The sequence below is a fragment of the Haloarcula salina genome (assembly GCF_010119195.1).
Taxonomy (GTDB): Archaea; Halobacteriota; Halobacteria; order Halobacteriales; family Haloarculaceae; genus Haloarcula; species Haloarcula salina.
The window spans coordinates 116,842-139,519 of record NZ_WRXL01000005.1; the positions used below are offsets into that span (position 1 = coordinate 116,842).

General features: G+C 61.4%; 17 protein-coding genes. 8 read left to right on the forward strand and 9 right to left on the reverse strand.

From position 1 onward, the window contains the following. Positions 1 to 24 precede the first annotated feature (24 nt). Complete coding sequence (locus GM656_RS14035) at positions 25 to 1,968, reverse strand: alginate lyase family protein (protein WP_162414307.1); 1,944 nt, start codon at positions 1,966 to 1,968, stop codon at positions 25 to 27. Further along, positions 1,961 to 3,238: a glycosyltransferase family 4 protein gene (locus tag GM656_RS14040; protein WP_162414308.1), complete on the reverse strand. Its 1,278-nt coding sequence runs from the start codon at positions 3,236 to 3,238 to the stop codon at positions 1,961 to 1,963. The genes GM656_RS14035 and GM656_RS14040 overlap by 8 nt, the downstream gene beginning before the upstream one ends. A gap of 317 nt (positions 3,239 to 3,555) precedes the next feature. On the opposite strand from GM656_RS14040, the gene GM656_RS14045 reads away from it, so the two are divergent. Then, positions 3,556 to 4,353: a glycosyltransferase family 2 protein gene (locus GM656_RS14045; protein WP_162414309.1), complete on the forward strand. Its 798-nt coding sequence runs from the start codon at positions 3,556 to 3,558 to the stop codon at positions 4,351 to 4,353. A gap of 13 nt (positions 4,354 to 4,366) precedes the next feature. Here GM656_RS14045 and GM656_RS14050 read toward each other — a convergent pair whose 3' ends face one another. Beyond that, positions 4,367 to 5,536, reverse strand: coding sequence for a glycosyltransferase (locus tag GM656_RS14050; RefSeq protein ID WP_162414310.1), 1,170 nt, complete (start codon positions 5,534 to 5,536; stop codon positions 4,367 to 4,369). A 415-nt stretch (positions 5,537 to 5,951) separates the two neighbouring features. Here GM656_RS14050 and GM656_RS14055 point away from each other — a divergent pair, with 415 nt between their 5' ends. The 6 genes from GM656_RS14055 (at position 5,952) to GM656_RS14080 (ending at position 13,911) form a co-directional block, all read left to right on the forward strand. Next, complete coding sequence (locus GM656_RS14055) at positions 5,952 to 7,148, forward strand: glycosyltransferase family 4 protein (protein ID WP_162414311.1); 1,197 nt, start codon at positions 5,952 to 5,954, stop codon at positions 7,146 to 7,148. Positions 7,149 to 7,375: 227 nt separating this feature from the next. After that, positions 7,376 to 9,166, forward strand: a complete 1,791-nt coding sequence (locus GM656_RS14060) for a hypothetical protein (protein WP_162414312.1) — start codon at positions 7,376 to 7,378, stop codon at positions 9,164 to 9,166. 60 nt (positions 9,167 to 9,226) lie between these two features. After that, entirely contained in the window at positions 9,227 to 10,183 is a 957-nt protein-coding gene (locus tag GM656_RS14065; RefSeq protein WP_162414313.1) for a glycosyltransferase family 2 protein, read from the forward strand. 256 nt (positions 10,184 to 10,439) lie between these two features. After that, positions 10,440 to 11,603, forward strand: a complete 1,164-nt coding sequence (locus tag GM656_RS14070; RefSeq protein WP_162414314.1) for a glycosyltransferase — start codon at positions 10,440 to 10,442, stop codon at positions 11,601 to 11,603. Positions 11,604 to 11,686: 83 nt separating this feature from the next. Beyond that, positions 11,687 to 12,982, forward strand: a complete 1,296-nt coding sequence (locus GM656_RS14075; protein WP_162414315.1) for a hypothetical protein — start codon at positions 11,687 to 11,689, stop codon at positions 12,980 to 12,982. 407 nt (positions 12,983 to 13,389) lie between these two features. Then, on the forward strand, positions 13,390 to 13,911 hold the full coding sequence (locus GM656_RS14080; RefSeq protein ID WP_162414316.1) for a class I SAM-dependent methyltransferase: 522 nt from the start codon (positions 13,390 to 13,392) through the stop codon (positions 13,909 to 13,911). A gap of 10 nt (positions 13,912 to 13,921) precedes the next feature. Here the strand turns inward: GM656_RS14080 and GM656_RS14085 are convergent, their stop codons facing one another. From GM656_RS14085 to GM656_RS14105, 5 genes are all read right to left on the reverse strand, one after another. Continuing rightward, entirely contained in the window at positions 13,922 to 15,181 is a 1,260-nt protein-coding gene (locus GM656_RS14085; protein WP_162414317.1) for a hypothetical protein, read from the reverse strand. A 9-nt stretch (positions 15,182 to 15,190) separates the two neighbouring features. Then, positions 15,191 to 17,386, reverse strand: coding sequence for a carbohydrate-binding domain-containing protein (locus GM656_RS14090; protein ID WP_162414318.1), 2,196 nt, complete (start codon positions 17,384 to 17,386; stop codon positions 15,191 to 15,193). A gap of 221 nt (positions 17,387 to 17,607) precedes the next feature. Further along, positions 17,608 to 18,120, reverse strand: a complete 513-nt coding sequence (locus GM656_RS14095) for a hypothetical protein (RefSeq protein ID WP_162414319.1) — start codon at positions 18,118 to 18,120, stop codon at positions 17,608 to 17,610. 49 nt (positions 18,121 to 18,169) lie between these two features. Then, the gene (locus GM656_RS14100; protein WP_162414320.1) at positions 18,170 to 19,678 is read right to left on the reverse strand and encodes a lipopolysaccharide biosynthesis protein; all 1,509 of its coding nucleotides are present in this window, start codon (positions 19,676 to 19,678) and stop codon (positions 18,170 to 18,172) included. Between the two features lie 206 nt (positions 19,679 to 19,884). Next, on the reverse strand, positions 19,885 to 21,024 hold the full coding sequence (locus GM656_RS14105) for a Gfo/Idh/MocA family protein (protein WP_162414321.1): 1,140 nt from the start codon (positions 21,022 to 21,024) through the stop codon (positions 19,885 to 19,887). Between the two features lie 547 nt (positions 21,025 to 21,571). Between GM656_RS14105 and GM656_RS14110 the strand changes: the two genes are divergently transcribed. Then, positions 21,572 to 21,760, forward strand: a complete 189-nt coding sequence (locus GM656_RS14110; RefSeq protein ID WP_162414322.1) for a hypothetical protein — start codon at positions 21,572 to 21,574, stop codon at positions 21,758 to 21,760. Positions 21,761 to 21,862: 102 nt separating this feature from the next. Here GM656_RS14110 and GM656_RS14115 read toward each other — a convergent pair whose 3' ends face one another. After that, on the reverse strand, positions 21,863 to 22,678 hold the full coding sequence (locus tag GM656_RS14115; protein WP_162414323.1) for a glycosyltransferase family 2 protein: 816 nt from the start codon (positions 22,676 to 22,678) through the stop codon (positions 21,863 to 21,865).

Here is a 22,678-nt window from a genome sequence, read left to right on the forward strand (position 1 = left end):
ACTGGATCCGGCCGAAAAGAGGAATCAGTCGACGGTCGCTGGGAGCACCTGGGTCCGACCGTCGAGCGAGAGTTCGACCGAAGCGGCGTCACCGCTCGATACCCCCACGGCGTCGTAGGAGTGTCGTGACAGAAGATAGCCGAGGGACACGTCCTCACCGTGGGAGTGTAATGTCAGACACGTGCGTGGGACCGACTGACCGAACGCCGGGAAATACCGGCTCTGGGAGCGCGATACGCTGCGGGCGTCGACTGGATGACAGTACGCGAGCGGGTCCGAGTCGCGTTCCGCTCGGTGGACCTGGACACGTGATCGGTCCGGCTCGGGGTCAGGTTCGATGCGGACTGCGGGGTCGAAGTGGAGTCTGCTTCGAACACGATCCGGGGCCGACGCCGTGAGCCGATCCCAGACGAGCCACCAATCGTCACCGCCGTAGATACGACGACGGTGTCGGTATCGGCCGTCCCGTGAAATGTGCCGGGTGTAACTCCCGTCGAAGTACGCGATTCCGTCGTCGGTCCCGTACCGAATCGTCGGCTCGATGCGCCGCCCGAACAGGTAGCTCCCGCCGATCGGAATCGGTTCGAGGGCACCGTATTGGACGGTGTTGTGGGCCGCGACGCTACGGGCGTGCTGCCGTTCGTCGGTCGGGAGGTATTCGTAGACGCCCGTGTCACAGAGGAGGCGCTGTCCGTCGACCCACCAGAGAACGGCGAAGTGGTCGTTGTGCGAGTGCGCGGGGAGGTGGGGCGGGCCCACTGCGCCGCCGTCCGCGAGCAATCGGTCCGTCCCGTCGCCGATCCAGTAATAGCCGGACGCCTCTAGTCCGTTCTGGTCCGGGAGCGGCGACTGCTCGGCCTCGGCCGAAGCGTCGATGTCGATTCCGACGGACCGCGCGTAGTCGAGGCAAGCGTCCATCGGAAGCGCCATCCCGAACGCCGCGTCGTTGAGGAGAGGGAGGCGGCCGTCTGGTGGCCGGAGGGCATCGAGGTGCCGGGCAGCAGCGGCGGTGGTCCGCCAGAGATCACGCGGAACCTCACGTCCGGTCCGCTCGAGGAGGTCACAGACCGTCAGGTAGCGGGTGAGCGTGATCACGTGATACATCGGACTCAGTTCGAAGTGTCCGCCGTCGGCGAGGAACTGTGCCGCTGCCGTCTGGAGGACGTCGACGCCTTGCCGAAGGAACCCCGAACCGTCAGCTTCGAAAAACAGCCCCGCGAGCGCGAGCGCCGCCCCGTTCTCGATGAGGTGATTCCCGCCGACGTCGTGTTCGACGTGGTTCGAGAGAAACCCCGCGTTCTTGTATATCAGCCGACGGAGCAGTCTCGCGTGCTCGGTGCCGTGGTCGTCGACAGCCCACGCGTAGTACCGAACGAGGTGGATGACACGGAGGGAGACCGTGTGCGGCGTCCACACGCGCCGAAGGTACGCCGCGCGACCGATTTCCGTCCCATCGGCGGTCGACCAGTCGTCGATCCAGTCCCGGAGCGTCTCGGCAATCGGACGGCAGGAGTCGACGGCACCGTATCCGAGGACTGGCCAGACCAGGAAGGTAAGCCCGTAAAACTGGACCCCCCAGAGCGTCGACGGAGACGGGACCGATTCGCCGAGCCAGTCGACGCCGCGGGGACCGTCCACGGCCACGGTTCGATTTCGGAACGTGACCTCGCCGGCTCCGAGACCGTCGGTCAGCCTCCGGAACCGCATTCGCGCAGTCGGCGACAGGCACCCGCGCAGGGTAGCGGTGTTCGCTGCGATCGGTTCCGAACGCACCGATAGCGGCTCCGGTATCGCCGACTCGTAGCGAGCGTCGAAGTCGATCGGTATGGACGGAACGACGAGATGACGGAGTTTACGCTCGGCAATCCCGAGGATCTGACGGGACTGCATGTTGCGGGCAGTGTGATACAGCAGTGGGCTCCGGCCGGCGTCCGCGAACGCCCAGAGACTCGTGTCGCTCTCACTCATTCCCTGTCACCGCGCTGTCGGTTGCGTCTCCCGGGGCCGTCTCCCCGCGATCGATGAGATGGCACAGCCGTTCGTGGAGCGTCTCGGTGATCGCCGACCGATCGTACCGGGACCGGACGTATGCCTGCCCGCTCTCGCCGAGTCGTTCGCGGTGGTCATCATCAGCGAGCAGCCGGTCGAACGCACGCGCGATGCTATCGACGTCGCTCTCGGCGTGGATACCGCCGTTCGACGAGGCGATGAACCGCTCCACTTCACCGCGGCCGGTCGTCACGACCGGGAGTCCGGCCCCCATGTACTCGTACACTTTCGTCGGCATCGCGTAGGCGAGTTCGCCGTCATCGACGAGAGGGGCGATCCCGATATCGGCCGACGCAAGCAGCGAGGGAATCTCCTCGTGCGGCATCGGTCCGGCGAACGTGACCGAGTCCGAAACCCCAGTGGCTTCGACCGTTTCCCGAAGTTCGGGCACGGTATCTCCGCCGCCGATCAAACGCAGTTCCACGTCCCGTTCCATCTCGCCCATCGCACGAATGCACGTACCCAGATTCTGGGCGTGACCGATGTTTCCGACGTACACGATCAGAGGGTCGTCGGACTGTTCGCTGGGTTCGACGCTGCCAGCCGACTCGAATCGGTCGACATCGACGCCGTTCGGGACGAGAAAGATCTTCTGAGAGAGGTCCGCTCCGTACTGCTGACAGAGGTGTTCGCCGAGCGTCTCGGTCGTGACGGCGATCGCATCTGCGGTCTGGAGGACGGCCCGCTGGAACCGACGACTGGTCCGTTCCAGGACGCCACCCTCAGTGATGAATCCGAGCGAAACCGACGCGTCGATCCAGAGATCGCGTACGTCGACGACCCAGGGCAGTCCCGAAACGGCCGTCACGAATCCCGCGACGCCGGTCGAAATCGGAGGCGTCGTCGTCAGGACGGCGTCGTATCGCCGGGTTCGGACCGTCAGCCAGAGCGCCGCGTGCAGGGCAAAGGTGATGTAGTAAGCGAGTCTCGAGAGTGTTCCGGGGTCCGCTTCCGTCGGTTGCCACGCCCATAATCGCCGAACCGTGACACCGTCGACCGTCGTCTGGTTGGTCCGATACCAGTCACGATCGAACTCCCCGTGGGGAAAACACGGCGGCGGGGCAAGCACCTCGACCGCCCAGCCGTGATCCGTCATGTTCCGAGTGACGTCGTTCATTCGGGACGCGTGGCCGCTTTTGTCCGGCGGATACTGCTGTGTGACGACTGCGATCCGGTCCGTCCCGGTCATCGGCGTTGCCTCCTCAGCGGGAGACGTGGTCGCGTTGGAGTACGCGGGAGCGAACCACGAGCGAGGCGATCGAGGCGGTGGATTCCACCGTGGCCCGCGTATTCGGAGGTAGGTCGGCCGATCTTCGGGATGCCGGGCACAGACTGGGTAGTCGGCATCTGACAGTCGAACCGAATCCGACTGATTTTGTTAGTTACTACCTATACGCACGGAGACATCCCTCGGACGGTTTCGAGAGCAATCAGCGTATCGTTACTCGAAGACCCCCAATTATTCAGACACGTTAACCAAGGTCACCCGACGAGAACACCCAGTAAATGCCCGAGCTATCTATCATCGTCCCCACGCTGGACCCTGGCAGAGAGTTCGGGTGGGAGGAAAAAATGGCGGCGGCAGACATCGAAGTGGAGCTGCTCGTGTGTACCGAAGGGAGCGCGTCCGCAGCGAGAAACGAGGGGATTCGCGAGGCCGATGCGGACAAACTGGTCTTTCTCGATGATGACTCTGTTCCACAGGGAGAGTACTTCGACCACGTCGCGGAACTGTTGGACGAGTATCCGGCGGTTACGGGCCCGATCCGAGATACCGGGTCAACGGTAACCCGAGGGCTCTCGTCACAGTACGACCAGGGATCCGTCGGGCATCCGACGGAAACGGTGGTCGGGTGCAACATGGCGATTCGACGTGACGTCCTCAATGACGTGGGGACGTTCGACGAACGTCTCCCGTACGGACACGAGGAGACCGAGCTGACCGATAGAATCTGTGAGTCCTACACGGTGTGGTACGACCCCGAACTGACTGTCGAACACCCGTTCGCCGACTCGCTCTCGGATTACCTCGAAAAACAGTACCGACACGGCAGGGAGTCGATACCGTACTACGAGATCAGGGACGCCGACGTCCACAAACAGATGGCCAAATTCATCTTCGTCCCGAGCCACTACATCGACTCGACCGTTCGGCGGACCGCCCTCGCCACGCTCGGCCAGGTAGTCAGCAATATCGGCATGCTGCAAGGATACGTTCAGTACAAGCTGAAAGACACTCGACCAGCGGACACGATGTCGTCAGAGTCCGACGCAGGGACCACGGACCGAGACGGCGTACCGTAGCTCTCCTGAGCCGTCACGAAGAGGTGAGCGGTTCCGACCGCCTCTCCACTCCCTCCGTGTTTTCCACCGTCACGTAGTTCTGGATGAACGCTTCGTACTGGTCGATCACGGCCGCCGGAGCGAAATCGTTCGCGCGTTCGACCAGCACGTCTCTCGGGAGCGGATCGTCGAGGGTCGCCTGGATAGCCGCCGCGAGTCCCTGGTCGTCGTCGACTTCCACGAGCGGGCCGTACTCACCCCCTTCGAGGATCTCCGCCGGGCCGCTGGGGCAATCGGTCGAGACGACCGGACACCCACAGGCGAGCGCCTCGATGAGGACGGTCGGGAGCCCCTCGTGAATCGACGACATCGCGAGGACGTCAGCACCGGCCATGTAGCCGTAGGGGTTGTCGACGAAGCCGGGGAACGAAACCGCGTCTTCGATGCCCAGTTCGGCCGCCAGTTGTTCGAGTTCGTCCCGCTTGGACCCGCGACCGACGATGATCGCTCGCGTGTCCGGCCTTGCGGCGTGGACGCGTTCGAACGCGCGGAGGAACGACCCGTAGTTCTTCGCTCGCTCCAGCCGTCCGACGCCGAGGACGACGTCCAGGTCTTCGGACTCGATCCACGGATGATCCACCGGCTCCCCGGCACGGTCCCGTACCTCGTCGACGGGGATCGGGTTGTGAAGGACGGACACCTTTTCGCGATCGACGCCGACGTACTCGACGACGCTCTGGGCGACACCCTCCGAAACGGCGACGAACTGGTCCGACCGCCCGGCGAGGCGACGCTGGAGCCACTGAACGAGTTTCTCCTTCGATTCCTCCTGCATCCCGAGGGTATTGTGGATCGTCGAGATAGCGACGGTGTCGGACCCGGTCACGAGCTGTGTGGTCAGGTGGATGACGTTGGCGTACGTCATCTGGGAGAACAACATCGCGGGCTCGCGTCGTCTGAGATAGCGTGCAAACTGCGGGACGCTCGCGCCGATTCCGAGAATCGGCACATTTGGCGTCTCGAGATCGACGAGAGTCACTTCCGCGTCAACCTCCTCGCGGAACGCACCGCGGTTGTACGACACGAGCAGGTCCACGTCGTACCCCCGCTCGGCGAGCCCGTTCGCGACGGACACGGTCACGCGCTCGGCGCCACCAACCGTCAACGACGGGACGTAAAACGCAATCGGCCCAGTATTTACCATCGGTTCGTCGTACGACGCGGACGGGTTTGTTTATAGTGTCCCTACGGGAGCAATTGCCGTCAGAGTTCGCACCGCTGACATCGAAGCCGATTCGACGCGGTACTGCGACCGAAGGCGACGATCGCGCCGGTCAACGGATGGATCCACTGTACGGCGGACGTAGATGGGTGACTCGTAGGTGAGTGCCCAGCCGAGATCTGTTGTCAGGAATTGCTGTATTCAATGTCAGACAAGGTATGCAGCGAGTGTCAGGGTCCGAACAAGCCGACATCCGTGATAAGTACCCACTCGCTGAATGTCGACAGGCGGCTGTTGAGGGGAGTACAACATTTCTCACTCCCGGTGTAGAAAGGTGCTACTCGAAAAATACGACTATTAACTAAACCCGTCTATCGGTAAGACTCTGCCGACACAAATGCGTATTCTCCGGGTCGCCCAAGACATCTTCCCTGAAACTGTCGGCGGAGCACCGTACCACATACACGCTCTCAGCCGTGATCAGGCGGCGAACGGGCACGACGTGACGGTACTGACCGTCGCAGACGAATTGGACGAGAGAGAGATCGTCGAACGAGAGGGCTATACGCTGGTCAGACAGCCACCGAAGCTCGAACTCCTCGGCAACCAGCTGTTCACCGATACGATCGGATACCTGCGCGGGACAGACGATTACGACATCGTTCACGCCCACTCGCATCTATTCTTTTCGAGCAATGTGACTGCGGGATACTGCCGCTACACCGACACGCCGCTTGCGGTGACGTGCCACGGACTCAATTCCCAGCGTGGGCCGTTCTGGTTTTCGCGTGCCCACCTGCGAACGCTCGGCAAGTGGACGTACGATTCGGCGGACGTGACGTTCTGCTACACCGACGTGGAGCAGTCACGGCTTCGGGAGCTCGGCGTCGACGCCGATATCGCAGTCGTCAACAACGGTATCGACACCGAACGATTCTCGCCGACCGGTCCCCAGCACGACGAGATCGAAGCGGCAGACGGACCGGCAGTCGTCTTCGTCGGCCGTCTGGTAGACGGAAAGCGCCCACAGGACGCACTCGCAGCGTTCAACACCGTTCGCGAACGGTGTCCGGACGCGAAACTGTTCTTCTGTGGGGACGGGCCGCTTCGGGAGCGCCTCGAGAGCACCGTCGCCGAGGAAGGCCTGAGCGATGCCGTTCGTTTCCTCGGACGAGTTCCCTACAGCGAGATGCCGACCGTGTTCAGAGCAGCAGATCTGTTCGTCCTCCCGAGCCGAACGGAGGGATTCCCGCGGACCGTTCTGGAGTCACTAGCCTGCGAAACGCCGGTCGTATCGAGCAATTTGGAGCAGACGGCGAAGATCGTCGATCAGACTGGGAAGACGGTGGAGGTCGGCGACGTAGCCGGGCTCGCCGACGCCATCTCGAGTCTCGTGACCGACCGGCAGCGACTGGCCGACCTCGGTGACCACGGACGGGACATCGTCACGACGAGATACGATTGGCAAGACACAGTCCGTGAAACGACGCGAGTGCTCGGTCAGATCGCCGATATCAGTGACCCGACACCGAAAGAGCGCAAGGGACGGGCCAGCAGCCTGCCGCTCGCCCAGGACGAGCTAGACGTAAAATGATGGCTCGGGCGAGATTTGTCGGACCACAGGCCACCGGGGAACGTGTCTCCGTCGGCGACGCCACACACAACGGCTGGAAGCGTGCTGACCAGGCCGGCCAGCCACCGAGATCGACCAGCTCTCACGTGGGGTTAACTACTGATTACTTAATAGCGGAAGAACAGAATCACGACCAAGACCTGGGCCTGTTAGCAGTTCCGGGAGTCCGCGGTCCACGAGGGTAATATATGGGTTACGAGACAGATATTGAACAGGGACTGTTCGACAGCTACCAGTTTGCGAACCGCGACTTACAAGAGTATCTGGTCATCATACTCGCCGGGTTCCTGGTGCTCGAGAGCGGGATATTCCTCACCATCCAGCCGGTGACGGGTTACGAGACATCGCTCGTGAACGCTCTTCCGCAGTCTTTCTGGTTCCTGTTCTACGCGGTCCTAGCGGGTGGGATCCTGACGCTGATCGCCGCAGCAGTCACAGGATCGGGGTACTGGCGACACGGGATCGCCATGGTCATCGCGAACTACGCGCTGTACTTCTTCCTTCCGAAAGCGCGCGGATATCGGTTTTATGGGCAGGGAACCGCCGACGCTCTGCGCCACTTCGGAGACGTGAAAGCGATCATCGACACAGGGTCGCTGCCCGGCATCTGGTATCCCGGCGAGCACGTACTAATGGCAGAGATGACAATGCTGGGCGTCCCGATGTCCGCGATTCCCTACGTCACCGCCCTGCTGTTTACCGTGCTCCAGATCGTCGGAATCGGTATCCTCGTGCGCACGATTTCGGGAAAACGAGGGAGTCTGGCGGCTGGGCTAGCGGCCGGGAGTCCCCTGGTTTACACCACGTTCCACCTGTCGAATCATCCAGCGATGAACTCGTTCATGCTGATTCCGGTGTTGCTTGGGCTTGCGGAGCTCTATCGACGGAGCAACGACAACGAGTATCTCATCCTCTTTCTCCTCATCGGCATCTTCGTCATCTACTCGCATCCGATGACGACGCTGTTCATGGTCGGACTGCTGTTGCTCACGGCCGTCTACTCGGGCGTGTTCGGTCGGCTATCGACCGCACCAATCAGGCAGCTGAGTCCGAGAGTCGGCGTGGCGTTTCTCCCACTGTTGTTCGCCTGGCTGACGAACTTCGGTCAGACGCGACAGGCAATTGCAAAAGTCGCGGCCACGCAGAACGACGCGACCCCCGCGGCGAGAGAGCTACAGAAGGCCGGTTCGGTAGAGTTCACCCTCCCGCAGCTCGTCAACAAGTTCGTCACGCTGTACGGGTCGACGACCATTTACTTCGCCGTTGCCGGGCTGTTTACCCTGTTGACACTGTACTGGTTCCTCTGGCGAGGGCCCCGATACGACTGGGGGCTCGGGACGAGCCACTTCGTGGCCGGACTAGTCATCGCCGCGACCTTCCTGCTCGGGAACCTCATCGTCAAAGGGATAATCCGCGCGAACCGGTATTCGCTCCTGTTCTCCGCGGTCCTGGTGGCACTGGCGCTCGTCTACTGTGCCAGTAACCGGTACTCGACTGTTACAGTCGCACTGACCGCGCTCGTGTTACTGAGCGCGGGGCTCGCAGCCGGAGCGGCTTACGAGCCAAACAACCACATGACGTACGCCGAGTACGACGGGACCCAGTTCATGGCGACCCACGACGACCCCGGCGTGCCGATCCACTCGATGGACACGTCACACAAGATGGAGGCGTTCGTCCTCGGACGGAATCACCCGCAGTACTACCCGATGAGTTTCAGTATGAACAATAATCTCCCGCGAAACCTCGGGTACTATAGCGAGGACATCACGGCCGCGGACACGTTCGGGCGGAGCTACGTCGTGACGAAGACTCACGACACCGAACAGCACACCGCCTCGTACTACACGGCCCAACAGCAGGAGTACCTCTTCAGGTACGGCGAGGAGAGTCTCGCCCGAATCGACAACGACCCGACGGCCAACAAGGTTTACACGAACGGCGGGTTCACTGGTTGGTCCGTGTCGCCGGAGAACTGATCGACGGAGCATAGTGAGGCACTAACTTTACTGAGGTATCGAGAAGCTACGGGTACCTTGATGTCGAAACCGCTAGTGAGCGTCGTAATCCCGACATACAAACGGCCGGACAGGCTCCGGCGCGCGACGCGCAGCGTCGCTGACCAGACGTATCCGAACATCGAACTCATCGTCGTCGACGACCACTCGCCCCAGCCGGCGGCCGATACGCTCGCAAACGAGTCCTTCGACGACCTCGATCTCGTCTGCCTTCGCCACGAGGAAAACCGCGGTGCGAATCAGGCACGAAACACCGGCATACGCGAAGCAGACGGTGAGTATATCGCGCTGCTCGACGACGACGACGACTGGCGACCGGAGAAAATCAGTCGGCAGGTCGACGTGTTCGAGAACTCGGATGAAGACGTCGGTGTGGTGTATACCGGCTGTGAGTACGACTACGGTGACTACACGCGCGACGTGATTTTCACCTGCGAGGGAGACGTGACCGAGGACCTCCTCGTGGGGAAATCGTTCGGAGAGTTCTCGACGCTAATGGTCCGAACGGACGTCGTCTTCGAAGCGGGTCTCCCGGACGAGCGATTCCCGAGCTGGCAGGACCGGGAATGGCTGATCCGACTGTCACAACACACCAAATTTCGCGTCATCCGTGAGCTACTGACGCGACGCCACTGCCCGGAGGGAGAAGAGCGGATCAGCAACAACTACACCGAGAAGCGAGACGTGTCGTTTCCGCTGCTGGTCGAGAAACACCGTGACCTCGCGAAGAGTCACGGCCGCAAATACGAACGGGCGTTTCTCGCGTCGCTGCTGTTCATCCTCGGACAGGAAGCGCTCCGCAATCGGTTCTACGGGGATGCCAGAAAGCAGTTGCTCAAGTCGGTCTACTACTACCCGTTCCACACCGATCGTCTCGTATACGCGCTGGTCGCGCTCGGCGGCAGACTCAGCTACGAGCCCGCACGCCTGGCTGTGCGAACGCTGCACGCAATCAGCAACGGGACGGTAACTGAGTGAGCAATCGAATGCGAGTGGCGCCGCAGTCCCGCTGTTATGGCGGAAATGTTCAACGAGTAGGAGTTGGTTTACAATATCGTTCGCTGGTCTGTCCACCAGACAGCATGGAAGACGACGGATGGCGACGCAGGACGCGAAGGTCGCGAGGCAGCCGACGGTCAGAAGGGCTGAAACGCGGCGGCGATCGAACCCCCGGAGAGCCAATGAAACGGGCCACTCGAACCGATACGGGCGAGTCCACACTGTGGAGGGGTGAATGACCGTGACGACGCTCTGGTACTTCATCGGTGCGCTCGTCGTCGGGGGAGCCGAACGCACGCTGATCGACTTGGCGAACGAGGTCGACCACGACGAGTACGACGTGACTATCTGGACGATCTTCTCGACGAACCCGCTCGAATCAGAACTCTCCCCCGAGGTGACCGTCAGGAGCCTCACGGACGCCGGCCGTCTCGAAAATGGAGTGATCGCCGGCGTCGAGACGCCGCTCGCGTACGTCCTCGCTCCGATACGGTTCTGGCTCGCAGTCCGGCGCGAGGACCCCGATATCATCCAGTCGTTTCTCTTTTACGGCAACGTGATCTCGCGGATTGCCGGCCTCCTCTGTTCTGCGACCGTGATCACCGGCGTCAGGTCGGTTCCGGACTCCGATCCGCTTGCACGGCGCCTCATCGACCGGGTGACGATGTCTCTCTCGGACGGGATCGTCTCGAATTCGACAGCGGGTCGAGAGTTCGTAATCGACCGCGGGGCGGATCGCGACGACGTATCGGTCGTGTACAACGGGCGCGATATCGAGACGTACAGGACTGCGGAGCCCGCGGCGGTACGTGAGGAACTGGATCTGCCGGCGGAAGCGACCGTCGTCGGGACCGTCGGCCGTCTGCTGGAGCGAAAGGGCCACTACGACCTGCTCGACGCCTGGCCCGAGATCGGTACGGAAATCCCCAACGCCCACCTCGTCTTCGTCGGTGACGGGCCGGAGCGCTCGGGTCTCGAACGCCGCGCAGAGGAGTTAGGCTGTACCGAAACGGTCCACTTCCTCGGCACACGCCAGGACGTCCCCGCACTGTTGAATGCGATGGATCTGTTCGCCTTCCCCTCGCACTTCGAGGGACTTCCGGGTGCGGTCATCGAGGCGATGGCCGCCGGACTGCCGATCGTCGCGACACCGGTCGACGGCAATAGCGACCTCATCGAGGGCTATCGGTCGGGACTCTTCGTCGACGTCGAATCTCCCCAGCAGATCGCGTGGGCGACGATTCGTCTGGACCAGAATCCGGATCTCGCCGAGTCGCTGGGGTCGACCGCCGCGGAGCGAGCGGCCCGCGAGTTCACGATCGCATCGATGGTCGACGGATTCGAGTCGGTGTATCGTCGCGTCCACGAGCCCGCGGCCGAAGAGTCCGTGTATAGCTAGCGATTCCCGGGCCGACGTCACGACGGACGTTCCTGAAAGGGTAGCGACAGTATATTTTACTAGGGCTGTGCGGAGTACAGTGTATGGCCGAGGATACTTCGAATCACGGGTACCAGCGCCCGGACCGCGGGGCACAGGATTGGCACGTCCCGCTCAACGAGAACTTCGCTCGAATCGACACAGACGTCGAAATCAAAGACGCCGCTGAGAACCGGAGCGACTACGAACCCAAAGAGGGTGCGAAGTTCCTCGCCACCGATACGAGACGCATTTTCCTGGGTGACGGGAACCAGTGGCTCGAGTTCGGGAGCGCGGCGGGTCGCGAAACCGTGATCTCGTTGGGGGACGGCAACGCAACCGCGACCGTAACGAGTGACGGGACGATCATCGCCCGCCCCGGCCAGCTCCAGGCCGCTATCGACGCCGCAACCACGGGTTCCGAATTCGGGCAGCGACCCACACAGACCGTGCGGATGGTATCGGGCGAGACATACGAGACACAGGAGACCGTCCGGGTGAGACGCGGTGTTCGTCTCGAGTGCAACGGAGCGAAGGTGGTTCCGTCGGGCGACTTCGATGTGTTCGAACTCGTCCGGGACACGCAACTGGTCGACCCGTTCGTCGACACGCGGGACATGGGCTGGAGTTCGACGCAGATCGTCATCGGTCCAGAAGATGCACAGAAACTCGACACCGCCAACCGTGCGTGGGTGAAAGACGCGTATCTCCTCGCCGATGCCGGAAGCGGAATCGGAATCCAGTTCCGCGGCGGCTCGAAACCGTGTTCGATGCAGGTCGCGACAGGGACACTGAACGGGTTCGACCGAGCGATCGACTTCTACGCCACCGGAGAGAACACCAGCGGGCAGGGAAGCTGGTCGAACGGCAACCAGTTCTGGGGCCGAATTCAGGACTTCCGAATCGGCATCAGTATGCGTTCGGAGGGGGCGGCGGTGAGCGGTAACACGGTTCGAGTCCAGGCCCAGACCAACGGGAACGTGAGCGAGTGGCTCTGGAAGATGGACCGCGACCCGAGAGAGCAACGCAACGACAACAGATACGTAATGAACGGCAACACCGTCTTCGCACACCCTTGGGACGTCTCGGGGTATCAGAACAACAACGAGTATTACTCGGACAGCGACCGCGATCCGCCGATCTGGCTGATCGGTCGCGGCAAGCGGTACGGAAACTCCCTGATCGACCTCAGCGGTGTTCGCGGGAACCAATATCTGGTCAACAACTCGGACAATCCCCTTCGGAACGGTATCTTCACCGCCCACGGCGGGTTCGTCGTCGGGACCTCACAGTTCGAGATGAACCCGGCGTACCAGCAGAACGACAGCCGGGTCTGGCACCACGAGTCGCGGAACTCGTAGCTCCACCTGGTTCAGACGGGGTATATGATGCAACCCGACGAGTCAGTATTTGAGTAGAGAACGTATTCTCATGTCCGTTGTCCGGGATTCGCTTGCATGGGTATTGGGGGACTCCTCCGTGACGTCACGACGACTCGATCGGTCCTGACGGGACTCAGAAATCCCGGCGAACTGTATCACTTTCTGCGATCGGTCCGGTTCCGGCGTTCGGACCCGACAGCACGGGCGAGACGCCTGCAAGAAGAGTTCCAAAAAGCGTCCAGTAATATGGCGCTGGCAGACCTTCTCGGAACGAGCGCCCGGGAAGTTCAGACGTATTTCGACGAGTTCGAGGCAGATGTCAAGCCACACGTCGAGTCCTGCCGACGCGCGTTGACGACAAGCCGTTCGCGATCGGTGGTATCGAAGTGGAAGCGCCCGTCCTCTACGCGGCACTCAGGACAGTTCGCCCCGAGTCGGTCGTCGAGGTCGGTGTGGCGAACGGCGTCTCGTCGTATTACATCCTCGCCGCGCTGGAGCGAAACGGCAACGGCGGGACGCTCACAAGCATCGACCTTCCGAAGTACGAGAACGACCACACAGGGGAGTGGGACGAATCCGCAGGAGCCTGGATTCCGACGGGGCGAGACGTCGGATGGATCGTCCCGGACGAGTATCGCGACCGGTGGGAGATGCAGATCGGAAACATGAACGATCTTCTCCCGGTGGAACTCGGCAGCCGAGGGGTCGATGCGTTGGTCTACGACGGTCCGAAGCGGTACTCTGTCCGGAAACGGGCGTTCGATACGGTCGCCGCCCGTGTGGGCGGGTGTCTGTACTTCTGTGACGATATCGCATGGAACGTCGCTTTCGAACGGTTCGCCACTGAGAACCCGTTACGGTGGGACACCTACGGAAACACCGGGGTCGCCGTAACCCTCGAAGTATGAGCGACGACCGTTAGTTGATCGAGTCGTCGTGCCACATCCGGCTGTCGCTATTTGGCTGGTACGACGGCGGGTGCGAGAACTGGCTCGTCCCGGTCACCTTGCCACCGTGGTAGGTGAAGATGCCGTTCCGGTCGGGGTAATCGGAGTTGTTGACGATGAACTGATTGCCCAGCGTCCCGGACAGGTCGACCATCGAATTGGCGTAGTTCTTGCCTTTGCCGAGGTACCAGATCGGGGCCCGGCGGTCGCCGCCGTCGTTATAGTCGTTGTTCTCCATGAACAGGGACGTGTCCCACGGGTACACCAGCATGGTGTTACTACCTTTCACGTAGGAGTTGTCGCCCCGCTGGCTCTCCGAGCGCGGATCGTCTTCCATGTACCAGAGCCACTCGCTCACGTCGTCGGTGGGCTGGACCATGAGGCGGAAGACGTTGCCCGAGACTTCCGCGCCCTCGGACCGGTGGTTCACGCCGATACGGAAGTCGGTGAGGGTGCCGTAGAACCGGTTGCCGTTGGACCAGTCGCCCTGCCCGCTGGTGTCGCTTCCGTTCGCGTAGCAGTCGATGCCGATGTCGAATCCCGAGATGGACCCGGACGCGACCTGCATCGAACACGGGCTGGAGCCACCGAGGAACTGAAGGCCGATGCCTTCGCCCTTGTCGCCGAGGAGATACGCGTTCTCGACGGCCGCACGGTTAGCCGGTTCGATCTTCGACGCGTCGCTCGCGCCGACTACGACCTGGGCGGAGTCCCAGGAGACCGGCCGGGTGTCGATGAACGGGTCGACGAGTTGGGTCCCGCGGTACATCTCGATGACGTTGAAGTCACCGTCGGGGACGATGCGAGCGCCGTTGCACTCGAGTCGGACGTTCCGACGGAGCTTGATCGTGTCCGAGGGGAAGTAGTTCTCGCCGGAGACGAGCTTTACCGTTCGGCTCGGACCCTGTGCCCACGTGTGTGATTTCGACGCCTGATCGATGACCGACTGGACGTCGCCCGGTGGGGCGATGAGCGAGCCGTCGTCGGCCTCGGAGACGGAGGAATCGCTCGCGCTGAGACTGCCGATTCGGTTCCAGTTGCTCCCGTCACCGATGTAGACGGTTCCCGTGTCGGTGGCGAGGAACTTCGAACCGGCTCTGGGATCGTACTGGCCGATGTTCGACTCGGCGTCGCGGAGTTCGACGTGCGTGTCGAGCTTGTCGAAGTTTTCGTTGAGCGGGACGTGCCAATCGAGTGTACCCTCTGCGGGCGTAGTGTATCGTTCTGCCATTGTTCTGTGTTACTGAGTACCCCCGTACCCACCCATTCCGTATCCCTGTTCGCCGAAGTCGTCCACGGTGGAACCGGACTCCGTCGCCGTCTCGGTCGGTGTCGGCGTCGCTGTCTCCGTTTCAGTCGGCGTCGCTGTCTCCGTTTCAGTCGGCGTCGCTGTCTCCGTTTCAGTCGGCGTCGCTGTCTCCGTCTCGGTCGATCCCGATTCGAGGAGTTCGAACCAGTTGAAGTCGATTCCAGAGCCGGCGGCCTTTACTCGGATCGAGTGTTCACCGCCGGACGAAACCGTCACGTCGCGGAGCGTCGCGGTCTCCCAGGCGGTCCAGTCGCCGGTGGTCGGCACGTCGATAGTCCCGACCTGCGTCCCGTCGAGCGAGACCGCGAGCTGTCGGCCGCTTCGCGGAGTCGCGACGCGGACGCTGAGGTCGTAGGTCCCCGCCGGAATCTCGGCGGTGTACTGGAGCCACTCGCCGTCCTGGAAGTAGCCGACGTTGTATCCGCCGGAGACGTCCTGCGTCTCCCGGATGTCAACGTCACCGTCGCGGTAGCTCGTGTCGTACTCGTTGCCGGCTGACGTGTCGTGGTAGGCGACTCCTTCACCGCCTTGGTCGTAGTCTTCCGCCTGGATTCGGCCGGGAAGCGCCGGGAGGTTGGAAGACTCCGTATCGACCTCCTTGAACTCGGCATAGTTGAAGTCGATGCCGGAGCCGATCGCTTCGACGCGTAGCACGTGTTCGCCGTCGGCGTCGATAGATACGTTCTCGACGACAGCCAGTTCCCACGTCGTCCAGCCGCCGGTGTTGGGAACGTCCACCGTCGCCAGTTCCTGTCCGTCGAGAGAGAACTTGAGCTGACGATCGGACCGAGTCGTTGCGACTCGGACGCCGAGATCGTACGTGCCAGGCGAAACGTCGGCGGTGTACTCCAGCCACTCGCCGTCCTGGAAGTATCCGACGTTGTACGTTCCCGACGAATCCTGTGTCTCCCGGATGTCGACGTCACCGTCGCGGTAGCTCGTGTCGTACTCGTTGCCCGTCGATGTGTCGTGGTACGCGGTTCCCTCGCCGCCGAGGTCGTAGTTTTCGGCCTCGAAGCGGCCCGGAATCGTCACCGGGGATCCGCCGTGGGGCCCCTGCGTATCGAGCGCGTCGAACTCGATCCAGTTGAGTTCGATCCCGGAGTCGAGCGCTTCGACCCGGAGAGCCGTTTGCTCGTCGAGATCGATGGAAACGTCCGAGAGCGTAACCGTCTCCCAGGTCGTCCAGTCGCCGGTGTTGGGCACCTCGACTGTTCCGAGCGTCTGATCGCCAAGCGTCAACCGTAGTTTACCGCCCGAGAACGGCGACGAGACGCGAACGCTGACATCGTAGGCTCCGGCCGTCACATCCGTCGTGTACTCGAGCCACTCTCCCGACTGGAAGTAGCCGATGTTGTAGCTCCCGGACTCGTCGCCAGTTTTGCGGATGTCGACGTCAGTATCACGGACGTTCAGGCCGTAGACGTTCCCGCTCGAAGTGTCGTGATAGCCCATTCCCTCGCCACCAACGTCGAAATTCTGGGCCTGGATTCGGCCGGGAATCGAAGCCACAGTCCCCTCGTAGGGTGACTGGGATTGCGTCGTGGTGTACTCTGTCGAGAGGTTCAGATCGTACGCGCCACCGCCTCGACTCAGGTCTAGTACCTGTACGTAGTGCGTACCGGCGGTCGAGATAGATTCCGGGATGTAGACCGGAACGTTCGGTCGGGCGTACGCCTGCGAGACGAGTTCACCCTCTGGATCGAAGAAGCCGAGTGCGGTCAGACCGGCCTCGCCGGTCGACTTGTACGAGATGGTCAGGTCGGTCGCGTCAGTTGCCTGGAAGGCAAACAGATCAGACGCGCCGGGCGCGAGCGTCGTCGAAAGCGGTGCGTCGAAATCGATCGTCCGGACAGACCTCGCGACCGAACCGAGTTCGGCGATTTCCGTAACGTCCGTCGCGGCCACCTGTTCGGTGACCGCGGGGCTGCCACCGTACCCGAAGCCAGCAGCCGCTCCACCGGTAGTAGGACCACCATTACCGGCACAGCCGGCAAGTGAAGTCGCGGCCAGCCCCGCCAGTTTCAGGCAGGTACGGCGGTTAATAGGGGTTTTCGCCGTCGATCGATCGTCATCCTGCAACGATTCGTCAGTTGTATGCGAGCGATTCTGTTCTGTGTTCGTCACAGTGCGGTAGTTCCTGGTTACTCTTTTAATGGTTGTTCCCTGGTGGGTTCCCTTGAGGTATCACAGAATCCAGGTGGATATTCTTGCGTACCAGTCTTTATTGAACGTTAATCCGAAATGTAGTCGCTCGAGAGACCGATAATGAGTTATTACCCGTTCAGAGTTGGCAGTAAGCTTTAATTACAGGCGTGTGAGTTGGCCTGTCGATACCGTCCCGTGTGTCAGTCTTCGGTTGGATTTTCGATGCCGACCCGACAACGCTGTCGAAGCGACGACTTGTCCTCTGTCAGGCAGGACAGCGAAACGAGCGAGTCCTCGTCCAGTAACGACGTCTGGAACGTGGCGTGATCGCCGATGTCCATCCCGCTGTACAGGACCCGTGAAGTCTCATACTCCACGGGTTCGCCGTCGGTCGGCCGACCCAGACTCGTCTCGTGATGCGAGACGGTCACCTGAAAGCGCAGTTCGCGGTACTGGGTTCGCAACTCAGTCGCCGCTGCCGTGGTGATCGACCCCGCCGACTCCGCGAGGAGGTCTTCGTGGTCCGAGACGACCGACGTTCCATTCGCATCGACCGCCGCGATTTCACGTCGTTCAGACCCGGGTTCGGGGACCGCGATGAGACGCTTGGCGACGATCTGGCCCTGATTGACCCGCTGCAACCACTGGAGCAACTGCTCGACCGACGGAACCGATACGAGCGCACTGCCGGTCAGGAACGTTCGTCGCTTCATCTCGTCACCTCGATATGTGTGCGTCGCGTGTTTTGTGTTATCATTGACATCATCCTGCGAGGGTGTCGACGATCGATTCGAGGTTCTGCTTCACTTCCCAGTCGAAGCTGACCATGAACGTAATCGAGAGGACGGCATAGGTGACGATACCGACGAGTACCAGTATGGCGAACTCGGCGATCGGTGCGTTGAGGTCCACGGTTCGATAGACGTACGTCACCGCTGCACCCATCCCGAAACTCGCGACCAGCGGATACCCGATCTCTCGGAGAATCTCTCGTGGCGAGGAATCGACCGTTCTGGCAATCAGGTAGATGTCGATGGGCATCATCGGGAATATGTAAATGCCCGTGATGAGTGCGGCCGTTCCTTCGATACCGTACGCCATCGTCACCGGATAGATGAATATCGCGATCAGCAAGACCCGGAGCGCCGAGAGCTTCGCGATGTAGTCTGGGCGTCCGATAGCCTTCCAAATCGGACCCATCGTCGCACCCATCGACCGTAGTAATCCATAGACGGCCAGCAGTTGCATAACTCGGATCATCGGCCGATACTCGGGCGTGAAGAACGCCTCGACGAACGCCGGCGCGACTGCTGCAATACCGACAGCCGCGGGGAACGAAGCGAACGTCGTCATCCGAAGCGTCTGCAAATAGCCGGCCCTGAGTTTCTCGGTGTTGTCTTGGACCTTCGAATACGCCGAAAAGGTGACGCTCGAAATCGTGTGCGTGATCTCGGTCGCCGGCGCGTTCGACAGTCGGTACGCGAGCTGGTAAAACCCAAGCGCGCTCGCCATGAGCGCCCAGCCGACGAATGCGTCGTCTCCCTGGCTGTACAGGAAGTACAGGATAGAGTTTGCAGTGATCCACTTGCCAAACCCGAGGCGTCGCCGCGCGATATCGGCCTCGAAGGCCGGCCACGGCCGGAAGCCGTCGGCGAGATACGAGACGGCGAACCGGGTCAGATCGCCCGCGATATATCCGAACGCGAGCGCGTAAACGCTCGGATCGTACAGGGCGTATCCGACCGTGACGAGGAAGTACGCGGCGGCACCGCTCACCCTGTAGACGAACTCCTTGTGGAAGTCGAGGCTCTTTTTGAAGTAGACGACGGCCGGGTTCTGGAGGCCGACGACGAGCGGCGAAAGCGCAATTACTCTGACGACGCCCGTCGCCGCCGGTTCGGCGAACAGTGCCGAGATGTAGGGCGCGCCGAAAAACAGTACCACGAAGATTACCACTCCGCGAACCGTCTCGATCGTCCAAGCGGTGTTGAGTTCCTCGTCGACGTTGTCCTCCTCGGCCTGGATCAGAGCGTCCTTGACGCCGAGTTCCGAGAACTTCTTCAGCGAAGAGAGGATCAACAGGGCGATACCCATCAGACCGAAGGCGCGCGGCGATATCAGCGAGGCGACGATGACCAGGAGCAAGAGTTCGAGACCGCGCTCGGTGACGTTCATCACGCCGACCCAAACGCCGCTTTTCACCGCCTGCTCCATGACGTCGTCGCCGTACGGAAGCAGCCGTCGTAGTAGTTCTTTCAATTTATCTATCATGGTCTCGACCACAACTCCTCGTGGCGCGTCCAACGGAGCCGATATACGTGGGTTACTGCGGTACGCCCACGCTTCGCTCCCGTCACACACCCTTCCCGTACAGTACTCACGTTGGTAGAGCGTTCGGGTACTATCTGTTTGTTATGCTCGTTGTAACCCTGTTGTCGATGGGGACTGATCCGTCGCGGGCGGCCGGGCATAGTCGGTCACTGCCCACTGGCGGTGAGTAGTTCACCGTTCTCGACCATCGCCTCGAGTGGGTTGTCGTCGATCTCGAGCGGGAAGTCTACTCTCCCGCACCGACGCGCGGACTCCCAGCACCCGAAGATCAGTTCGGTCGCCTGAAGCGCGTTATCCGCCGAGAGTTCCGGCGAGCGACCGGTATCGAGAGCGTCGACGACATCCGCTATCGCGCGGTCGACGAAGGTCTCCGGTCTGGCGGTCTCGACGGACACTCCCGGGAGACGGGTCGAGAGTTTCTGTCTGGCGGCGTCGAAAATGGATTCACTCGGGCCGTGTACGTCTTCACCGCCCGTGTCGACGGTCCGCCACTTCCCACCAGACTGGATGCGAAGCGGGGCGTCCGAGCCGCCGATCTCGATGATGCCGTCGTCACCGAGGAGACGCATTTGACAGTCGACGATTCCGCCATCTCCCGTTGAAGCGAGTCCGTTGACGCCGTTCGTGTACTGCCACTGTGCGATGGCCTGGTTCTCGTTGTGCGCGCCGAACTGCACGTTCTCCTCGCTGTATTCGATACCGGCCATCACCCACTTCGCCACGGCCTGATCGGTGAAGAACCCGCAGAGGTCGAACAGGTGCGAACCGTAATCGAACAGGTTTTTCCCGCCGAGTTCGATTCGGTCGAGCGAGCCGATCGTTCCCCCGTCGAGGCGTTTCTTGGCCTCGCGGAACGGTTTCCCGAACCGACGCTGGTGATTGAAGGTGAGCTGTATGCCGGCCCGTTTGCATGTCGAAGCCATTCGCTGACAATCGGCCCACGTCGTCGCCATGGGCTTCTCGCAGTGGATTGCGTCCATGACCCCGGTCTCCGCGCAGGAAACGACGACGTCCGCGTGAACGTGCGGTGGGACACAGACGCTCACGATATCCGGTTCGATCGCCTCGAGCATCTTCACCGAGTCTGTGTACACGTTGTCGTCGGGGATATTCCACCGTTCAGCGAACTGCCGAGCGTTCTCCGGGATGATATCGGCACAGGCAGTGAGCGAACACGAATCGAGCCGACTGTATGCGCCGGCGTGTCTGTAGGCCATCGCGAATCCGTCAGTGTCCGGGTCGTCGGGATTTGCACCGGTCCCGACGACTGCGACAGTGTAAGTCATCGATGGATGTGGGGCGAGGGGCCCCAATAGTAGTAACCTCGTACTGTGGGACGGACTGACGGCCCTCGATAGCACCCACCCGGCCCAGTCGCTTCCGATAGTCGAGCGAATCCGCCGTCACTCGACTCGAACTTCCGGTAAGTTCGGTGGCCGTTCCGTCCATCGAAATTCGGGGGGTTAAACAGCTGCTAACTGTCGGCGAAAGTGAGAAGCGAGGACTGAATGACCGCCATGGGTGTCGATGGCTGGAAGGATTCCGCCGATAGCTCTCTACCTGGCAACGCTGGACCGGGCTGGCGAGCGGAGTCAGCTAAAAACGACCTCTCTCTTCATATCATGGTTGGACAGACGGCGAAACCGCTCGACTGGGCAAGGGCCACAGTCCGAGTGGAGTGGTACGTTCAAATCCGACAATCGGCTCGAAGTATGCCATAACTACTAAACCCGCCTTCCGACGGAATACAAACGAAATGGTACCTCGCTGTCGTCAAGATGGTTCGCGTGAGACTGTCGGACGGGTCTACGACGGTCACTCAGGCTATCGATAATGGCTGACGAGTCGTCGTCCACGAAAGATTCACCTCCTATCGAGGAATCGGAGCAAGCGACACGCCGGACCGTTCTGTATCTCGTTCTCACCGCACTCTCGTTCGTCATCGCTCTCCTGTTCGAGCGGGAGCTATTCTATCGCGGGTACGGTGAAGGCGGATACGGGAACGATGACTACGGCGGTTGAATAACTGAACCGCTGCTGTTCTCTGGAGCAGTCACGTTCTTCGCTTAGTATCGGTCGAGCGGTTCACTCCGACGGCTGGCCGGACGTGACTGTCCGTCATCATTACTCCTGAACAAGCTTGGGTTTTCGCTCGGTTCCGACTTCTACCTCTGTGGGTCGATCCGGCACCGTGCTCGGTCGCTGAGAGCTATCGAGGAGTCCCTTGATCCGACCGGCTGTCTTCGCGATCGTCCCACCGGCCTGTGTGACGGTCGCCATCGGCGTTCGTCGCACGTAGTTGAGGGGGTCAGACGCCTCACAGAGTACGCACAGTAACTGCTCTCGTAGCGGAACGTCTCGTTTCGACCAGTAGTAGGGCGACTTCGTCTCGAGCTTGTACTGCTTCCGCCAGTAGTCAGTCATCGAATTCGCGTAGGGATGCTCCACCACAAGCTCTGGATCGTAGCGGATGTCGAACTCCTCTGTGACTCGGGACGCGAGTTCCTTCTCCTCGTGGCCCCATCCCATCTGCTCGTCCCAGCCACCGACCGTCTCGAACACCGTCCGGTGTACGCCCATGTTACAGCCCCAGAAGTGGTTGACGTAACAGGGTTCGTCACCCCAGTCGTAGTGGTTGGTAAAGTGCCGTGAGAAGAGATCGTCGAACGGGTGAACGGTCCGGCCGGCGTACGCCGCCTCGGTCTGGAGGACGTCCCGGGCTCGCTCGAGATATCCGGATTGCGGCCGGGAGTCGTCGTCGAGAAAGACAAGTTTGTCCGTCGTCGCTCGTTCGATGCCTGCGTTTCGGGCCGCGGTCACCGGGCTTTCGTCACAGACGATGACCTCGTAATCGTCGAACGCATGATGATCGAGAACCTGTATCGCTTCTATTTCATCGCGCGACTTCAGCGTCGCAATAATAACACTGACGGAAACCAT